The sequence below is a fragment of the Neoakkermansia glycaniphila genome, assembly GCF_900097105.1.
GTDB classification, from domain to species: domain Bacteria; phylum Verrucomicrobiota; class Verrucomicrobiia; order Verrucomicrobiales; family Akkermansiaceae; genus Akkermansia; species Akkermansia glycaniphila.
Genome location: NZ_LT629973.1, coordinates 2,350,270 through 2,365,101 on the forward strand (window position 1 = coordinate 2,350,270; position 14,832 = coordinate 2,365,101).

The following is a 14,832-nucleotide window of genomic DNA, read 5'->3' on the forward strand; positions in this document are numbered from 1 at the left end:
GCAAGCTTATGAGCGTCCTCAGTGAAAAACTCTTTCAGGAAATTCTATTGGCACGGCAGCGCGTGTACGAAGTCGGGAAACCGACTCCGTTGCAGAAACTGAATCTGCGGGATATTCCCGCCGCCGTGTACGCCAAGCGCGAGGATTTGGGGCCGATCAAGGCCTACAAGTGGAGAGGCGCTTACAATTGCATGGCTGCGCTGACGCCCGAACAGCGGGCCGGCGGCGTGGTGGCCGCATCGGCGGGCAATCATGCGCAGGGCGTGGCTCTGGCGGCACGGCATTTGAATTGCAAGGCGCGTATTTTCATGCCGCTTTCGACACCCGAGGTGAAGCAGCGCGAAGTGCGCCGCCATGGAGGGGATCATGTGGAGATCGTTCTGCACGGCGATTCGTACGATGCCGCTTCGGCGGCGGCGCATGCCTATGCGCGGCAGAATCATTTGACGTTCGTGCATCCCTACGACGATCTCGTGACGATGGGCGGGCAGGGAACTCTGGCCGACGAGGTGGTGATGAGCGGTGAAGGCCCCTTCGACCGCGTGTATGTGCAGATCGGCGGCGGCGGCATGGCTGCGGCGACGGCCTGCTGGATCAAGAAGTTCTGGCCGCAGGCGAAGGTTATCGGCGTGGAAGGCGTGGACCAGGCTTCGATGAAGCTGGCCATCGAAAAGGGTGAGCGGACAAGTCTTGAGTACGTGGATGTGTTTTGCGACGGTACGGCTGTCCGCACAGCCGGGGAGAATACCTTCCCGCTGTGCCGCGAGTTGATCGACGAGTTCGTGACGGTGACGAACGATGAAGTGTGCCATGCGATGCGTGCCATGTGGGATTCTTCGCGCGTCGTTCCGGAAGCCTCCGGTGCGATGGGGCTGGCAGCTTTCATGCAGCAGTGGCAGCATGGGGAGATCGGCGAGAAGGAGAAATGCCTCGTGATTATCTCCGGCGCGAATATGGATTTTTCCCAGATGGGGCTTGTGGCCCGCATGGCCGGTATCGACGGCTGCGAGACGCGCTATCTGCGCATTCCGATGGAAACGAAGCGCGGCCAAATTCTCAAATACCTCCGCAGTGTGCCGGAAGGCGCTACGATTGTGGATGTGCAGTATGGCCGTGTGGCAGGAGAGATTCAATATCCCGTGTTCGGCGTGGCCGGTACGCAATCCGATTTCGAGATTATCGAACAGCGGCTGGCCGAGAAGGGGTTGAAGGCTGAAGATGTGAGCAATGATGAAGATGTGCGGTTCCGCATGATTCATTACGATGCGGAGCGGTTGAGCCATCCCGTGTTCGTGCAGATCGAGTTTTCCGAGCGCCCCGGGGCGTTCCTTGATTTCATGGCGGCCATTGGCGATTTGGCGTCCTTGTGCTACTTCAATTATGTCTATTCGGGCGAGCGGGTCGGCCGCGCGTTGATGGGGATGGAGTTTGAAAGCCGGGAAGACCGCGATATCTGCCGTGCCCGGGCCGATAAGCTGGCGGGAACGGTTATTCAGGGCATTCACGAAGTATCTCCGGCGGCGCGCAAGCGTATTCTGGATACCATGTCGCCGTCGTCATGCTGATACTCGCCTCCCAGTCTCCCCGCCGCCGCGATCTCTTGATGCGGGAAGGAGTTGCGTTCGAAGTCGTTGTCCGGCCGACGGACGAGGTGTGCGATGCTTCGATGGCGCCGGAAGCCCTGTGTGCGCTGAATGCCTCCGCCAAGGCGGAAGCGGTGGCTGCCGAGTATCCGGATCATGTCGTCATCGGAGCGGATACGCTGGTGTTCATCGACGGTATGCCTTTGTGCAAGCCGGAGGATATGGATGATGCCCGCCGCATGCTGCGCACGCTTTCGGGACGCACGCATTGCGTCTGTACGGCGGTTGCCGTGTGTATGCCCGGAGGGGAACGCCGGGATTTCGCCGAGAAGAGTTATGTGACTTTTCTGGAGATGTCCGATGCGGATATCGATCGCTACCTGTCTACCGTGCATGTGCTCGACAAGGCGGGCGCCTATGCGATGCAGGAACACAGCGAGTTGATTGTCGCCAGCGTGGAAGGCGATGTGGACAATGTGATCGGCCTCCCCGTGACCCGGCTGCTGGAGGTGCTGGGGCAGTGAATCTTCTGCGGTAGCCAGGGGTAAATTTTTTTGTTTGGCCTGCCGAAAGATTTTGTTCGGTTGCGTGCCGAATTTCATCGGTCATGGCATCCGTTTTTTGGGATTGCCCCTGTCTGCGTAGCTTGACTGTGTCATACGATTGCAGGCTGTTTGCTGTGGAGGTTTTTGGAGCATTCGATTCCTCGCACCTTGCTGATTTCTATACGGGAAGAGATATGATGAGTCCTTTTTGAAATATCCGGATCATAGCGGAATATCATTGGAATCAATGCAATCATCTGGCATTTCGTTTATCAGAAGATGAAAAAACGGATAGACAATTTATGAAAATATGATAGATTTTCTGCTCCGAATGAAAATTCGGATGTAAAATCGAGTATCTGTAAGCCCTGACCGTTTCCGCGTTCATGAAGGAAAACGGGATGTTGGCAGGGCTGTAGCCAGACGGGAAATTGCCATAGAACGACGATGAAGAAGATCTATCTCGGAACCTGTGATGCCAGCCATGAAATATCGCAAAGTATCGCTTCGTTCGGCGTCGAGCGTGTGTTCGTCGTCGGGGATGATATCGTGATCGATACCGCTGTGCCCGTTGAAAGAATTACCTACGCACAGTCCATCGAATACAGGTATTATTATTCGTGGCTGCAAAGCATCGGGCCGACCTCTCTTCTCGTTTGGAATAATGCCATGAGGACTGTGAACCGTTATGATCTGCATTACAACTGCATCCGCAAATACATGCAGCAGGCCGGGCACCGGCTCATTTTCGAACGGCTTCCGATCCGGAAGAGCAGGGAGGATTTTATGATTCTGTGGGATATGATGCAGAACAATCCCTATCTGAGAGAGCCGTATGATGAAGTGTCGTTTTCCGGCATCGAGATCGCCATGCGCGATGTTTCCGTCAGTGTCGAGGAGGTCCCTGTCGAATTGACAGACGAAGAATTGGACCAGTACGCCGCCGAGAAGGAGCGGATTATTGCCGGAGTGAAGAAGGATACGAACGTTGTTCCCCGCCGCCTGCTGAAGTTCTGCGAAGCTCTGGCAGCCCGGCATGCGGACGGGAAGTTCGATTCGAAGCGGATCATCAAGCCCTCCATGCGAGTTACCGTCACGCAGACGGGAGTCGATGCCTACTACATGGGGGAAATAGCATCCTATATTCAGGAGTTGAAGCATGTCCTCGAAAAAATACCATCTGAACACTAATGTGCTTGATGCGGCTATACGGCGCATCGAATACATTTTCGACGAGTTCGAAAATATCGTCGTCAGCATTTCCGGAGGGAAGGATTCGACCGTTCTTTGCCATCTCGCTCTGGAAGAGGCAAAACGGCGCAGCAGGAAAGTCGGCCTGTTCTACCTTGATGAGGAAGTCGTCTATACTTCTACCGTCGAGCAGGTCGAGTATCTGATGAATCTTGCGCCGGAGCATGCCGTGCGGTACTGGCTGCAGATCGAGTTCAATCTGACGAATGCCGTGGATTTGAGGCATGGGCAGTTTCATTGCTGGGATCCGCAGCAGCGACCGAACTGGATGCACAAGCGCAGTTCGAAAAACGTGCTGACCCGCACATGGACGCACGATACCACGATTATCGACAAGAACAAGGGATTCGGGTTCTATGATGTGTTGTCGAATTTCGAGCTCGGTTTCGAGAATACGGCTTTTCTCGTCGGTCTCCGCGCCGATGAGAGTCTGGACCGGTACCGGACGATGGTGAGGTTTCCCGGTTATAAGGATGTCATGTGGTCCACAGACAAGAAGCGCGGCAATTACGTTTTTTATCCGCTGTACGATTGGGCGTTCAGCGATGTCTGGAAATATATCGGGGAGCAGGAGCTTCGCTACCACCGCTATTATGATTTCTGTTTTCTGAAAGGCATGTCTCCCCATGGAATGCGGGTTTCGTCCCTGCTGCATGAGAAGAGTTTTAAGGCGGTGCAGGATTTGCCAAGTTTCGAGTTCAAGACCTACGAACGCCTTTTGAAACGGACGAAGGGAATTTCCTTCGCGCAGGAGACGGCAACAGACCGGAAGATGTTTCGGTGCCAGACTCTCCCGAAGAATTTTTCCACATGGCGGGCCTACCGCGATTTTCTGCTGGCAACCTATCCGGCGCCGGAACGAAAGGCGATTTTCAAAAGGCGGTTTTCCAAGCATCTGGACAATGAATACGTCGCCCGGCAGCAGTGCCGCCAGCTCGTGCTGAACGACTATGAAAACAATCTTCCCGTGAAGAATACGGAAGACCCCAAGACCGCACGCCTGAACCACTGGAAGGAAATCTTATGAATATCGCCATTCCCTGCCTGAATACGATCCTTGTCGATCGCGATATGATTCAGGCGAACAACTACAACCCGAACAGCGTTCCCCGCGACAAGATGGAGCTTTTGAAGCAATCCATCATCGATAACGGGTTCTGTTTCCCAATTGTCGTCAGTTGGAGCGAAGAGGACGAAAAGTATATCATTATCGACGGATTCCACCGTTTTACCATTTGCCAGCCGAACTGGCTGGATATCCGGCAGGTGCCCGTCGTCGTCCTGCAGCACGATCTCGCCCGGCGCATGGCGGCCACCATCCAGTTCAACAAGGCACGCGGCGTGCATGCCGTGGATAAGGATGCCGATGTGGTGAGAGCATTGCTGGAGCAGGGGCAAACGGATCTCGAAATCGCGCATTCCCTCGGATTGGATATCGATACCGTAATGCGTTACAAGCAGATGACGGGCATTCTCGACCTGTTCAAATATGTGGAGTATTCGGCAAGTTGGACTATAGAGCAGGACGATCATGAATGAGAAGTGGAAATACGACGGTTCCATCGACAAGTACCCGATCAAGGATGGGGAAGTGTGGGAGCAGAACGGCAATCTGCTGGCGGTGAACAATATTTTCGACGGCCTTCCCGAATGGATGAAGGAGGCAGACCTCGTCTTCGTCGATCCTCCGTGGAATTTGCGGAATGCGAACAGTTTCATCACAAAAGCCGGAAGAAACGATTATCTCGACGATTTCCGCGCATTCTACAAGAAGGTATTCGAACTTCTCGCGGAGATCGCTCCGCAAACGGCCTATATCGAAATCGGCAAGGAATATCTGGCCGATTTCATTACGGAGATGAGGAAGCTGTATAAGTATGTGACCTGCTACAATTCGACGTATTATTACAAAAAGGAGAATATCTGCTACATCATCCGAGGGAGCAATAGAGCGAAGCAACCGAAGCTCGATTACATGGATGAAGAGGAAATCATTGCATGGATATGCGAGAACGAGTCTTTCGAGTGCATCGGTGATTTTGTGATGGGGCGTGGCCTGGTCGGGTACCATGCCCACAGGAACCGCAAGAGGTTCGTAGGCTGTGAGCTTAATCCGGCCCGTCTGGCCGTTCTCATCAACAGGATCGGAGGTGATTGGAATGTCACCCCGGCGGAACGGGCGGCGCCTCTGATCAAGCGCCTGCTCGGGTACCGCGGCAAGGTGCTCGATCCGCAGGAGATCATCCGGAGACGGTTGCTGGAGCATGTCGAGACCGGCATGAAGAAGGTGGATGCCGTCGAAAAACTGGCCGCGCATTTCGGTGTGACGCGTATCACCATTTACCGCTGGATGTCCGGATCATGCGATTTTCCGGCGAAGTACTCCATGGTCGATAAACTTGCAACCCTTTGAGGCATTGGCAGAGGCCGTCTGGCTGCCAGCTGTTGAAAGTGCCCGTCTGCGCCGGGCGTTCTTTGCCGGGAGGAATCTGTATCGCATGATGATCCGTTCGGAGGCATCGGTCGGCACATTGTTGTATTGCCGGATACAAAAAAGCACCGTTTGGCAAACGGTGCAATCAGTGCATATAAAAGGTGGCGGAGTGGGAGGGATTCGAACCCTCGGTACAGTTTAAAGCCGTACGTTCCTTTAGCAAAGGAGTGCTTTCAGCCGCTCAGCCACCACTCCGTGGGGTGCGTGCGGGCGTATATTGCATGATTTTCCTGTTGCTGTCAACCAGGAAATTGACTGCCCCCGTTTTTTTTGTTGCCATGCGGCGTTTTCCGGTTAACGCAGCCTTCCGTTGACAATCCGGGGGAGGTTTTGGTATAACTGGCATGTGAAGAAATGCTGCCTTCTCGTGTGTGCCGGAATGGCCGCTTCCTGTTCGCAGGTGGGGACTCCTTCGGCTTCGATGCGGACGAAGGATGTTCCGCCTCCTCCCATGTATGTGGGTACGGTCGATATGGTGTACCCGGATAAGCATTTTGCCCTGATTCGTGTGATTTCTCCCATGCCGGATCCGGGAACGACGCTGATTTCGCATGCGCCGGAAGGGTTCAAGGTGCGTGCAGGCAATTTGGTGGTGTCCGAGGAGAGGCTGGATCCATTGCGTATTCCGGCCGATATCAGGAGCGGTACGGTGATGGTAGGCGATTATGTGTATGCCTACCGGCCGCTTTCCGAACCGAAGATCGAGGAACCGAAGGCTCCCGCCGCGTCCGGGGCTGCAACGGAGGGCGATCCCGGTGCAGAAGCTGCTCCGATTTCTACGCCGGAGGCTGTGACGCCTGCCGTGCGTACGGATGTGCCCGCCTGGCAGTCCGAGACGGAGGGCGGAGCGGGCGGTTCCATTCCGTCGGACAGCGTGCCTGCTCCGGATGTGATTCCCGATTCGGAGGGAACGGAGATGCTGCCTGTTGTGTCCGGCCGTTGAAGGTGAGGCTCCTTCCCGGTATTTTTGCCGCAAGTATTGTTTTTTGGTGTAATGTGTGCCGGAGCTGTGGTGAAGATGATTGGTTATCGTTGTTTTGACTGTTTATCTATTTAATTTTTATCATTTTTTAACTATTTTTATCGATTTATTTTAAGTTTGTTATCAAGTAATTTATTGCATGTTGCATGACGTGCTGACGTGGAATTAGGGCTTGACCTGTTTTCGTGAAAAGGTGAAAATAACGCGCCTTCCCGTATTGTTGTTCAACCGTGCGAGAAGTTCCTGATTTCATTTTCCCATTATGACGACTCATCGCTTATTTTCCCTTATTGCCCTCGGTATGACGGTTGCCGTTTCCGGTTCTCTGCTGTCTTCCTGCAAGGATCAGGCTTCCGCCAAGCAGCACGGCGAGATGCCGGCCGCCCCGGTGCAGGTAACTCCGATCATTCACGAGAACGTCAATGTGTCCGAGGAATGGTACGGGTATCTCCGTGGTGTGGAAGATGCCGCCGTGAAGCCGCAGGTGACGGGGGTGCTGGTGGAGAAGAGCTATAAGGACGGTTCCCTCGTGGAGAAGGGTGCGCCTTTGTTCGAGATCGACAAGTCTCTTTTCCAGGCGACTCTCGATCAAGCCAAGGCAACGCTGGCTCAGGCCAAGGCCGCCAAAGCGCAGGCTCTGGCCGCCCAAGGCAAGAACAAGCAGGATGTGGAACGTTACGCCAAGCTGGTTGCGAGCGGTTCCGTGTCCGAGAAGAATTTGACGGACGCCCAGCAGGCGTTGAAGGAGAGCGAAGCGCAGGTATTGCAGGCCGAAGCCCAGATCCAGATGGCAGAAGCCCAGATCGAAACCGCCCGCATCAATCTCGAGTATGCGACGATCAAGGCTCCGATTTCCGGGATTGCCGGTGTGGCGGCTCCTTCCGTGGGGGATTTGCTGTCTCCTGCCAATCAAAATCCTTTGGTGACGGTGTCGTCGATCAATCCGATCCGTGTCGATTTCGCCGTGAGTGACAAGACGGTGCTTGAGACGCTGGGCAAGTTCAAGAAGGGTGAGCGCAATCTGGATCTGATTCCCAAATTCCAGCTGATTCTTCCCGACGGCAGGACGTACGGAGAGGATGGACATGTGGTGGCTCTCGACCGCGCAGTCGATATGGGCACGGGGCAGATCAGCGTGGTCGGCCAGGTGCCGAATCCCGATTTCGTACTGCGTCCCGGCATGTCCGTGCGCGTACGTGCCGTGACGGAGACGATCGAAAATGCAGCCCTTGTGCCTGAGCGCGCCATTGTGAGCGTGCAAAGCGCCAATTTCGTGATCGTACTCGGGAAGGATAACGTACCTTCGATGGTTCCGGTCAAACTTGGTCCCGTGACGGATGTGAAAGTGAAGGAAGAAAACGGCAAGGAACGCGTGCAGCCGATGCAGGTGATTACGCTCCTTCTGCCTCCGGACAAGATGCTTCCCGCCGGTACTCAGGTTGTCGTGCAGGGATCGACGGCGGCCATGCAGGCTGCCGGAATGCATAAGCCCGTCCGGCCTGAACCGTTCGTGTATTCACCACCTCAGCCGACGATCGAGTCGAAGAGTTCGAAGGTGTCGGAAACGGCCGACGGAGCCGCCAAGGATGCTGCGATGCATGCTCCGGCTGCCGGTGAGAAATCAGCTCCTTCCAAATAAGCTGCCATCAATCGACTGAGGGCGACCTTCCGGTTTGTCGTCCGCATGTTTAACTTGTTTTCTTATGTCTTCCTATTTCATCAAGCATCCGCTTATCGCGATGGTGATCGCGATCGTTACATCTCTGCTGGGCGTGATTTCGTTGCTCCGGTTGCCGATTTCCGAGTATCCGGATATTGCGCCTCCCACGATTACTCTGTCGGCGACCTATCCCGGCGCCGATGCCCAGACGGTGGCCGACTCGGTGGCAACGCCGATTGAGTCCCAGCTTTCCGGTCTGACGGGCATGGATTACATGACGTCCGTGAACTCAAGTAACGGTACATGCTCCATGAACGTGGTGTTCGAGACGGGCACGAATCCGGACATGGATCAGGTGCAGACGTACATGCGCTATGCGCAGGCGACGACGCAGCTGCCCACGGAAGTGGCTCAGATGGGCATTACGATCAAGAAGTCCACCGGGGTGCCTTTGCTGCTGTATTCGCTGACGTCTCCCGACAATACGTTCGATGCAGTGTATCTGGCGAATTATGCGTATGTGTCGCTGGTGGATCCGGTGAAGCGCGTACCCGGTGTGGGCGACGTGCAGGTGTTCGGCGCCGGACGTTACGCGATGCGTATCTGGCTGGATACGGTGACGATGGCGCAACGAGGAATTTCGGTTTCCGACGTGCAGAATGCCATCCGTACGCAGAATACGGTGAATCCCGGTGGTCAGATCGGCTCTGAACCGGCTCCTGCAGGGCAGGAATTTACCTATACGGTGCGTACGAAAGGGCGCCTGAAGACGGAGACGGAGTTCGAGAATATCATTATCAAGGCGGACGGAACGAAGTTCGTTTACCTGAAGGATATCGCCAAGATAGAACTCGGCGCACAGACGTACGCCTTGATGGGACGTTATAATGCCGAGCCAGCCGGTGTGATTGCCGTGTATCAGGCTCCCGGTTCCAACGCTATTGAGACGGTGGACGCGGTAAAGGATTGTCTGGCGAAGTATGAGAAGAGTTTCCCTCCCGGTTTGCAAGGTCTTGTGGCTCTTGATACGACCCTTTCGGTTCGTTCCTCGATCGAAGAAATTCAGAAGACGCTGATCGAAGCTCTTGTGTTGGTGGTGATCGTGGTGTTTGTTTTCCTGCAGGGCTGGCGCGCGACGCTGATTCCGGCGATTGCCGTGCCGGTGTCCATCGTGACGACGTTCTGTTTCTTCCCGATGCTCGGATTCACGCTGAATACGGTGTGTTTGATGGGTATGGTGCTGGCGATCGGCCTTGTGGTGGACGATGCCATCGTGGTGGTGGAAGCCGTAGAATCCCATATGGAGCGCGGCATGACGCCGCGCCAGGCTTCGTTTGCCGCCATGAAGGAAGTGTCCGGTCCCGTGGTGGCTATTGCGCTCGTGCTGGCTGCCGTGTTCCTGCCATCTCTTTTGTTGCCGGGTATTACGGGGACTCTGTTCCAGCAGTTCGCGGTGACGATCGCCATTTCGATGCTGATTTCGGCATTCAATGCCTTGACACTATCGCCTGCCTTGAGTGCGATTCTGCTTCGCCCGAAATCGCTGGAAGGCCATTCGCCGCTCCGCAAGTTCTATCGCTGGTTCAACAAGGGGTATGATGCGACGGCGCACGGTTATGCCCGTACGTGCGGTTTCCTGTCACGTAAGCTGCTGATCAGTATTCCGCTTCTGGCCTTGATCTCGCTTCTGATCATTCCTGTGGCCAAGCAGGTGCCCGGCGGTTTCCTGCCGACGGAAGATAAGGGCTTTTTGATGATCGGCATGACGCTGCCTTCGTCCGCTTCCATGCAGCGTACGCTGGAACAGGTGAAAGAGGTCGAAAAGATTGTCCAAAGCAACGAAAATGTGAAGGCTGTATGTTCGGTGATCGGGATCAACGTGATGGCGAATATCCAGACATCGAACAGCGGTTTCTTCTTTGTGACATTGAAGGACTGGGATGAACGTCCCAATCGGGATCAGGGTGCGGTCGCGCTGAAAGAGCTTTTCGAGAAGCAATTGAATAATTCCAAACGGGGGATCGATGCCATTGTGTTCGTGTCAACTCCGCCTGCGATTGACGGGGTGGGTACATCCAGTGGCATTACCTTCATTCTGGAAGACAGAGAAGGGCGCGGTGTGCCTTATTTGAGCCAGCAACTGAACAAGTTTGTCGCCGAGGTTCAAAAGCTTCCCGCCGTGGCTAATGTGAATAGCCCTCTTCAGATGATGAATGCCGTGCCGCAGAAGCGGTTCGTGCTGGATGAGAAGAAGTGTTTTGCCCAAGGGGTGAAGCTGGAGGATGCCTACAAGCTTTTGCAGGCCTACTACGGTTCGCTTTTCATCAATTATGTGACGTTGTACGGTCAACAGTGGCAGGTGTATATTCAGGGCGCCGGTGAAAACCGTACCAATGTGGATATGCTGAAGAATTTCTACGTTCGCAATGCGAAGGGAGAGAACTTCCCTCTGTCTGCCTTGGTGCGGGTTGAAGATATTTTCGATGCCGAGTTCGTGATGCATCAAAATCTGTACAATGCGGCGCAGCTCAATATCGAGGTGAAGTCCGGTTTCTCATCGTCAGAGACGATGAAGGAGCTGGAAAGGGTGTTTGCCGAGACAATGTCGCCCGATATGGGCTATGAATACAGCCAGATGAGCTATCAGGAAGAAAAGGCGCAGAAGGGGCTTGGCCTCGGTGCTATCTTTGCCATGTCCGGCCTGTTTGCCTTCCTGATTCTGGCTGCCCTGTATGAAAAATGGGCCTTGCCGCTGAGCGTGTTCCTTACGGTGCCGATCGCGGTGCTGGGTGCGTTTGTCGGCTTGGCTGCTGCACATGTGGAACTGAATCTGTATGCCCAGATCGGTCTGGTGATGCTGATCGGACTTGCGGCGAAGAACGCGATTCTGATTGTCGAGTTCGCCGTGCTGGAAATGGAGCGAGGCAAGCCTCTGTTCGAAGCGACGCTTTCCGCGGCCAAGCTGCGCTTGCGCCCGATTCTGATGACGTCCTTCGCCTTCATTCTCGGTTGTTTGCCGCTGGTGCTGGCGACGGGGCCGGGCGCATCGGCCCGTTTCGCCATCGGTATCGTGGTGGTTGTCGGCATGCTGTTCTCGACGATTGTCGGCTGTTTCCTGATTCCCTGCAGCTTTGTCTTTGTCGTGAGGCTGTTCCGCGTGAAGATCAAGAAGCACCACGTGGGCCCCGACCCCGATGAAGAATATGCCTACAAGGTGCTGGCTGCGGAAGACGCTGGCCTTCCCGAACCTCCGGCAAGTGAAGCGGTTCCCGCCGAACCGGGCAATGCAGAAAAATAACATCTTTTCCTCTCAACCATGGATTGATAAGAATAGGGACATTGATTGCCCGCCTGACGGTAGATGATAGTCCGGGCGGGCAGGAGGTGTCCTGTTCATCCAGACAAATGATCGACATTTATGAATAAAACCCAATATATGAAATCTCACGGCAGCCTTGTGTGGAGAAGTGCAGCGTTGGCAATCGCTGCACTGGCTCTGTCTTCCTGCAAGTTCGGTCCCGATTACAAGAAGAACGATATGGCCGTTCCCGCCGAATTCCGGGGCGGCAATTCGTCTTCCGAGTCCGTGGCCGATCTTCCCTGGTGGAAGGTTCTGCGCAACAATGAGCTGCAGAGCTTGCTGCGCGATACGTATGCCAATAACCGCGATTTGAAGTCCATGATGGCGAATGTGGATAGCGCTCGCCAGTATGTGACGATCGCGCGCGCTCCGCTGTTCCCGTGGGTTTCCTACGGCGGCGGCGTGTCCAAGGGTTCGAACTACGCCATGGGCAACATGACCCAGATGAATGGTGTGACGACGGCTCCGGGCATGATGAAGGGCGCCGTTTCCTGGGAAATCGATTTGTGGGGCAAGACCCGCCGTGCGACGGAGTCCGCCGTGGCCCAGTACCTCGCTTCCGAGGAAGGCCAGCGCGCCCTGATGCTTTCCCTGCTGCGGCAGGTGGCGGACGGTTATCTCCAGTTGCTGCAATTGGATCAGGAGCTGGAAATCACGCGTGAGGCTGTGACTTCTTACACGAAGTCCTTGAATCTTTTCCAGGCTCAGCTTGACGGCGGTATCGGCGATAAGCTCCAGGTGGCGTCCGCCGAGGCGGCTCTGGCAGCCAGCAAGGCGCAGGTGCCTGCGTTGGAAGCCGAGATTGCCGCGCTGGAGAATACGCTGAGCGTTTTGGCCGGCCGCACCCCGGGTTCGATCCGGCGTAGCGGTTCTCTGCAATCCGTGGCCGGTGCGGCTCGCGTGCCTGCCGGGCTTCCTGCCCAGATTCTGGCCAATCGTCCCGATGTGCGTCAGAAGGAGTTCGAGCTGCGTTCGGCGAATGCCGAGATCGGCGTGGCAATTACCAATTATTTTCCTTCCATTTCTTTGACGGGCGGAGGCGGCCTCGTGTCGTCCGATCTGGCTCGTGCGACGAAGCACAAGTCTGCATGGGGCGTGGGCGCGGATTTGTCCGGACCGCTGTTCCAGGCAGGTACGTTGCGTGCGAATGAGCTGGTTGCCCGCAATAATTTCCTTGCGGCCAAGAATGCGTACGAGCAGTCCGTGCTTTCGGCTTTGGCCGATGTATCTACGACGCTGATCCAGCGTGCCAAGCTGAACGAAATTATCGTCGAGCAGGAGAAGGCCGTAGCTGCCTACCGCACGGCGGTGGAATCGTCCATGGACCGCTATACGAACGGTCTTTCGAGCTATTATGAGGTGCTGACGGCGCAGCAGAATCTGTTCCCCGCGCTGACGGCGCTGAGCCAGTACCGCTACCAGTATGCTTCGACCCTTCCGACGCTGTACACGGCGCTCGGCGGCGGCTGGCAGCAGGATAACCGCGAGATGCTTTCCGGAGCTTCCAATAAGAATTCCCAAGACTGAGTATCGTAGCCATGAGTTTGCCCGGTTCCAAGTCGCGTTTCGATCCCGAGGCCTTGTCGCGCGGGGTGCTGGATGGCAATCCGGCCATGCTCGGCCGTGCCATTACGCTGATTGAGAGCAATGCCAAGCGCGATCAGGAGCCTGCGCGCGAGTTGATCTCGCGTCTGCTTCCGCATTCGGGCAAGGCGATTCGCATTGGGATTACCGGTGTGCCGGGAGCCGGGAAGTCGACGTTTATCGAGGCATTCGGTTGTTATCTTTGCGAACGGGGGCTCAAGGTGGCCGTGCTGGCGATCGATCCTTCTTCTTCGTTGTCGAAGGGATCCGTAATGGGCGACAAGACCCGCATGGAGGTGCTTTCCGGCCATGAGAATGCGTTTATTCGCCCTTCGCCTTCCGCCGGAACTCTCGGCGGCGTGGCCCGCAAGTCCCGCGAGACGATGATCGCCTGCGAGGCGGCCGGGTACGATGTGATTCTGGTGGAGACCGTAGGCGTCGGGCAGTCCGAGACGACGGTGCGTTCGATGGTGGATATTTTCTTCCTGCTTCTGATTACGGGGGCAGGGGACGATTTGCAGGGGATCAAGCGCGGCATTATGGAGCTGGCCGATCTGTTGATCGTGACGAAGGACGACGGCGACAACCACCAGCGAGCCCTTGCCCACCAGCAGGAGCTCAAGATGGTGCTGCATTATTTGCAGTCGCCCACGCCGGGTTGGACTCCCGAGGTGCTGACATGCTCTTCGCTGGAAGGGCGGGGCCTTGATGCGATCGAACACATGCTGATGGATTTCCGAACGAAGCAGCAGAAGAACGGCCAGTGGTACGAACGCCGCCGCCGCCAGTCGCTCGACTGGGTGCAGGCTCTCGTACACGAGGCGTTGCTGCATGCCTTTGCGCAGCATCCCGATGTAGCCAGCCATTTGCCGGATTTGGAGAACAAGGTCGCTTGCGGCAAGCTTGATCCCGTGTCGGCCGCGCACCAGCTGCTTTCCCATTTCACTTATCCGGTGAAGGGTGAATGAAATCCGCGGTATTCGTGTTTTTTTTGCTGTGATTCGCCATGAAGGTGTTGCTGACGATCGGTCTGCTGGTTATGAGCAATATGTTCATGACGTTTGCGTGGTACGGCCATTTGAAGAAGGGTTCCGGAGATGCGAAGCCCCTGTTCTGGATTATTCTTCTGAGCTGGGGAGTGGCGTTTTTCGAGTATTGCTTCATGATTCCCGCCAATCGCATCGGAGCGGAATCCGGCCTTTCCGTCGCGCAGCTGAAGATTATTCAGGAAGTGATTACGCTTTCGGTGTTTGTTCCTTTCGCCCTGCTGTATCTCGGTGAGCAGTGGCGGTGGGATTACCTGTGGGCCTTTTTGTGCATCATGGGGGCTGTTTTCTTTGTCAATCGTCAATATTTGATGAATTCCTGACAG

12 protein-coding genes and 1 tRNA gene are annotated in these 14,832 nt (G+C 55.5%); 12 read left to right on the top strand and 1 reads right to left on the bottom strand.

The window, feature by feature from the left end:
- Window positions 1-8: 8 nt before the first annotated feature.
- The 6 genes from PYTT_RS09840 to PYTT_RS09865 all read left to right on the top strand — a co-directional run bounded on the left by PYTT_RS09840 (window position 9) and on the right by PYTT_RS09865 (window position 5,792).
- Window positions 9-1,565 (top strand): pyridoxal-phosphate dependent enzyme, encoded by a 1,557-nt coding sequence (locus PYTT_RS09840; protein ID WP_067775772.1) that lies wholly within the window; start codon window positions 9-11, stop codon window positions 1,563-1,565.
- Window positions 1,559-2,107, top strand: coding sequence for a Maf family protein (locus PYTT_RS09845; protein WP_067775769.1), 549 nt, complete (start codon window positions 1,559-1,561; stop codon window positions 2,105-2,107). Before PYTT_RS09840 ends, PYTT_RS09845 begins: the two co-directional genes overlap by 7 nt.
- Window positions 2,108-2,575: 468 nt before the next feature.
- Complete coding sequence (locus PYTT_RS09850) at window positions 2,576-3,319, top strand: hypothetical protein (RefSeq protein WP_067775765.1); 744 nt, start codon at window positions 2,576-2,578, stop codon at window positions 3,317-3,319.
- Window positions 3,288-4,406 carry a phosphoadenosine phosphosulfate reductase domain-containing protein gene (locus PYTT_RS09855; protein WP_067775762.1) on the top strand — a complete coding sequence of 373 codons (1,119 nt, stop codon included), beginning with the start codon at window positions 3,288-3,290 and terminating at the stop codon, window positions 4,404-4,406. Before PYTT_RS09850 ends, PYTT_RS09855 begins: the two co-directional genes overlap by 32 nt.
- Window positions 4,403-4,918, top strand: coding sequence for an IbrB-like domain-containing protein (locus tag PYTT_RS09860; protein ID WP_067775759.1), 516 nt, complete (start codon window positions 4,403-4,405; stop codon window positions 4,916-4,918). Before PYTT_RS09855 ends, PYTT_RS09860 begins: the two co-directional genes overlap by 4 nt.
- Complete coding sequence (locus PYTT_RS09865; protein ID WP_067775756.1) at window positions 4,911-5,792, top strand: helix-turn-helix domain-containing protein; 882 nt, start codon at window positions 4,911-4,913, stop codon at window positions 5,790-5,792. The genes PYTT_RS09860 and PYTT_RS09865 overlap by 8 nt, the downstream gene beginning before the upstream one ends.
- 183 nt (window positions 5,793-5,975) lie before the next feature.
- Here the strand turns inward: PYTT_RS09865 and PYTT_RS09870 are convergent.
- Window positions 5,976-6,068 (bottom strand) — tRNA-Ser (locus PYTT_RS09870).
- A gap of 151 nt (window positions 6,069-6,219) precedes the next feature.
- Between PYTT_RS09870 and PYTT_RS09875 the strand changes: the two genes are divergently transcribed.
- From PYTT_RS09875 to PYTT_RS09900, 6 genes are all read left to right on the top strand, one after another.
- Window positions 6,220-6,816: a hypothetical protein gene (locus tag PYTT_RS09875; RefSeq protein WP_141675809.1), complete on the top strand. Its 597-nt coding sequence runs from the start codon at window positions 6,220-6,222 to the stop codon at window positions 6,814-6,816.
- 301 nt (window positions 6,817-7,117) lie between these two features.
- Complete coding sequence (locus tag PYTT_RS09880) at window positions 7,118-8,494, top strand: efflux RND transporter periplasmic adaptor subunit (protein ID WP_083076721.1); 1,377 nt, start codon at window positions 7,118-7,120, stop codon at window positions 8,492-8,494.
- A 64-nt stretch (window positions 8,495-8,558) separates the two neighbouring features.
- On the top strand, window positions 8,559-11,813 hold the full coding sequence (locus PYTT_RS09885; RefSeq protein WP_067775747.1) for an efflux RND transporter permease subunit: 3,255 nt from the start codon (window positions 8,559-8,561) through the stop codon (window positions 11,811-11,813).
- A 120-nt stretch (window positions 11,814-11,933) separates the two neighbouring features.
- The gene (locus tag PYTT_RS09890) at window positions 11,934-13,403 is read left to right on the top strand and encodes an efflux transporter outer membrane subunit (protein WP_083076706.1); all 1,470 of its coding nucleotides are present in this window, start codon (window positions 11,934-11,936) and stop codon (window positions 13,401-13,403) included.
- Between the two features lie 11 nt (window positions 13,404-13,414).
- Window positions 13,415-14,428 (top strand): methylmalonyl Co-A mutase-associated GTPase MeaB, encoded by a 1,014-nt coding sequence (gene meaB / locus PYTT_RS09895; RefSeq protein ID WP_067775744.1) that lies wholly within the window; start codon window positions 13,415-13,417, stop codon window positions 14,426-14,428.
- Between the two features lie 38 nt (window positions 14,429-14,466).
- A complete protein-coding gene (locus PYTT_RS09900) occupies window positions 14,467-14,829 on the top strand; it encodes a DMT family protein (protein WP_067775741.1) in 363 nt (120 codons plus the stop codon).
- Window positions 14,830-14,832 lie beyond the last annotated feature (3 nt).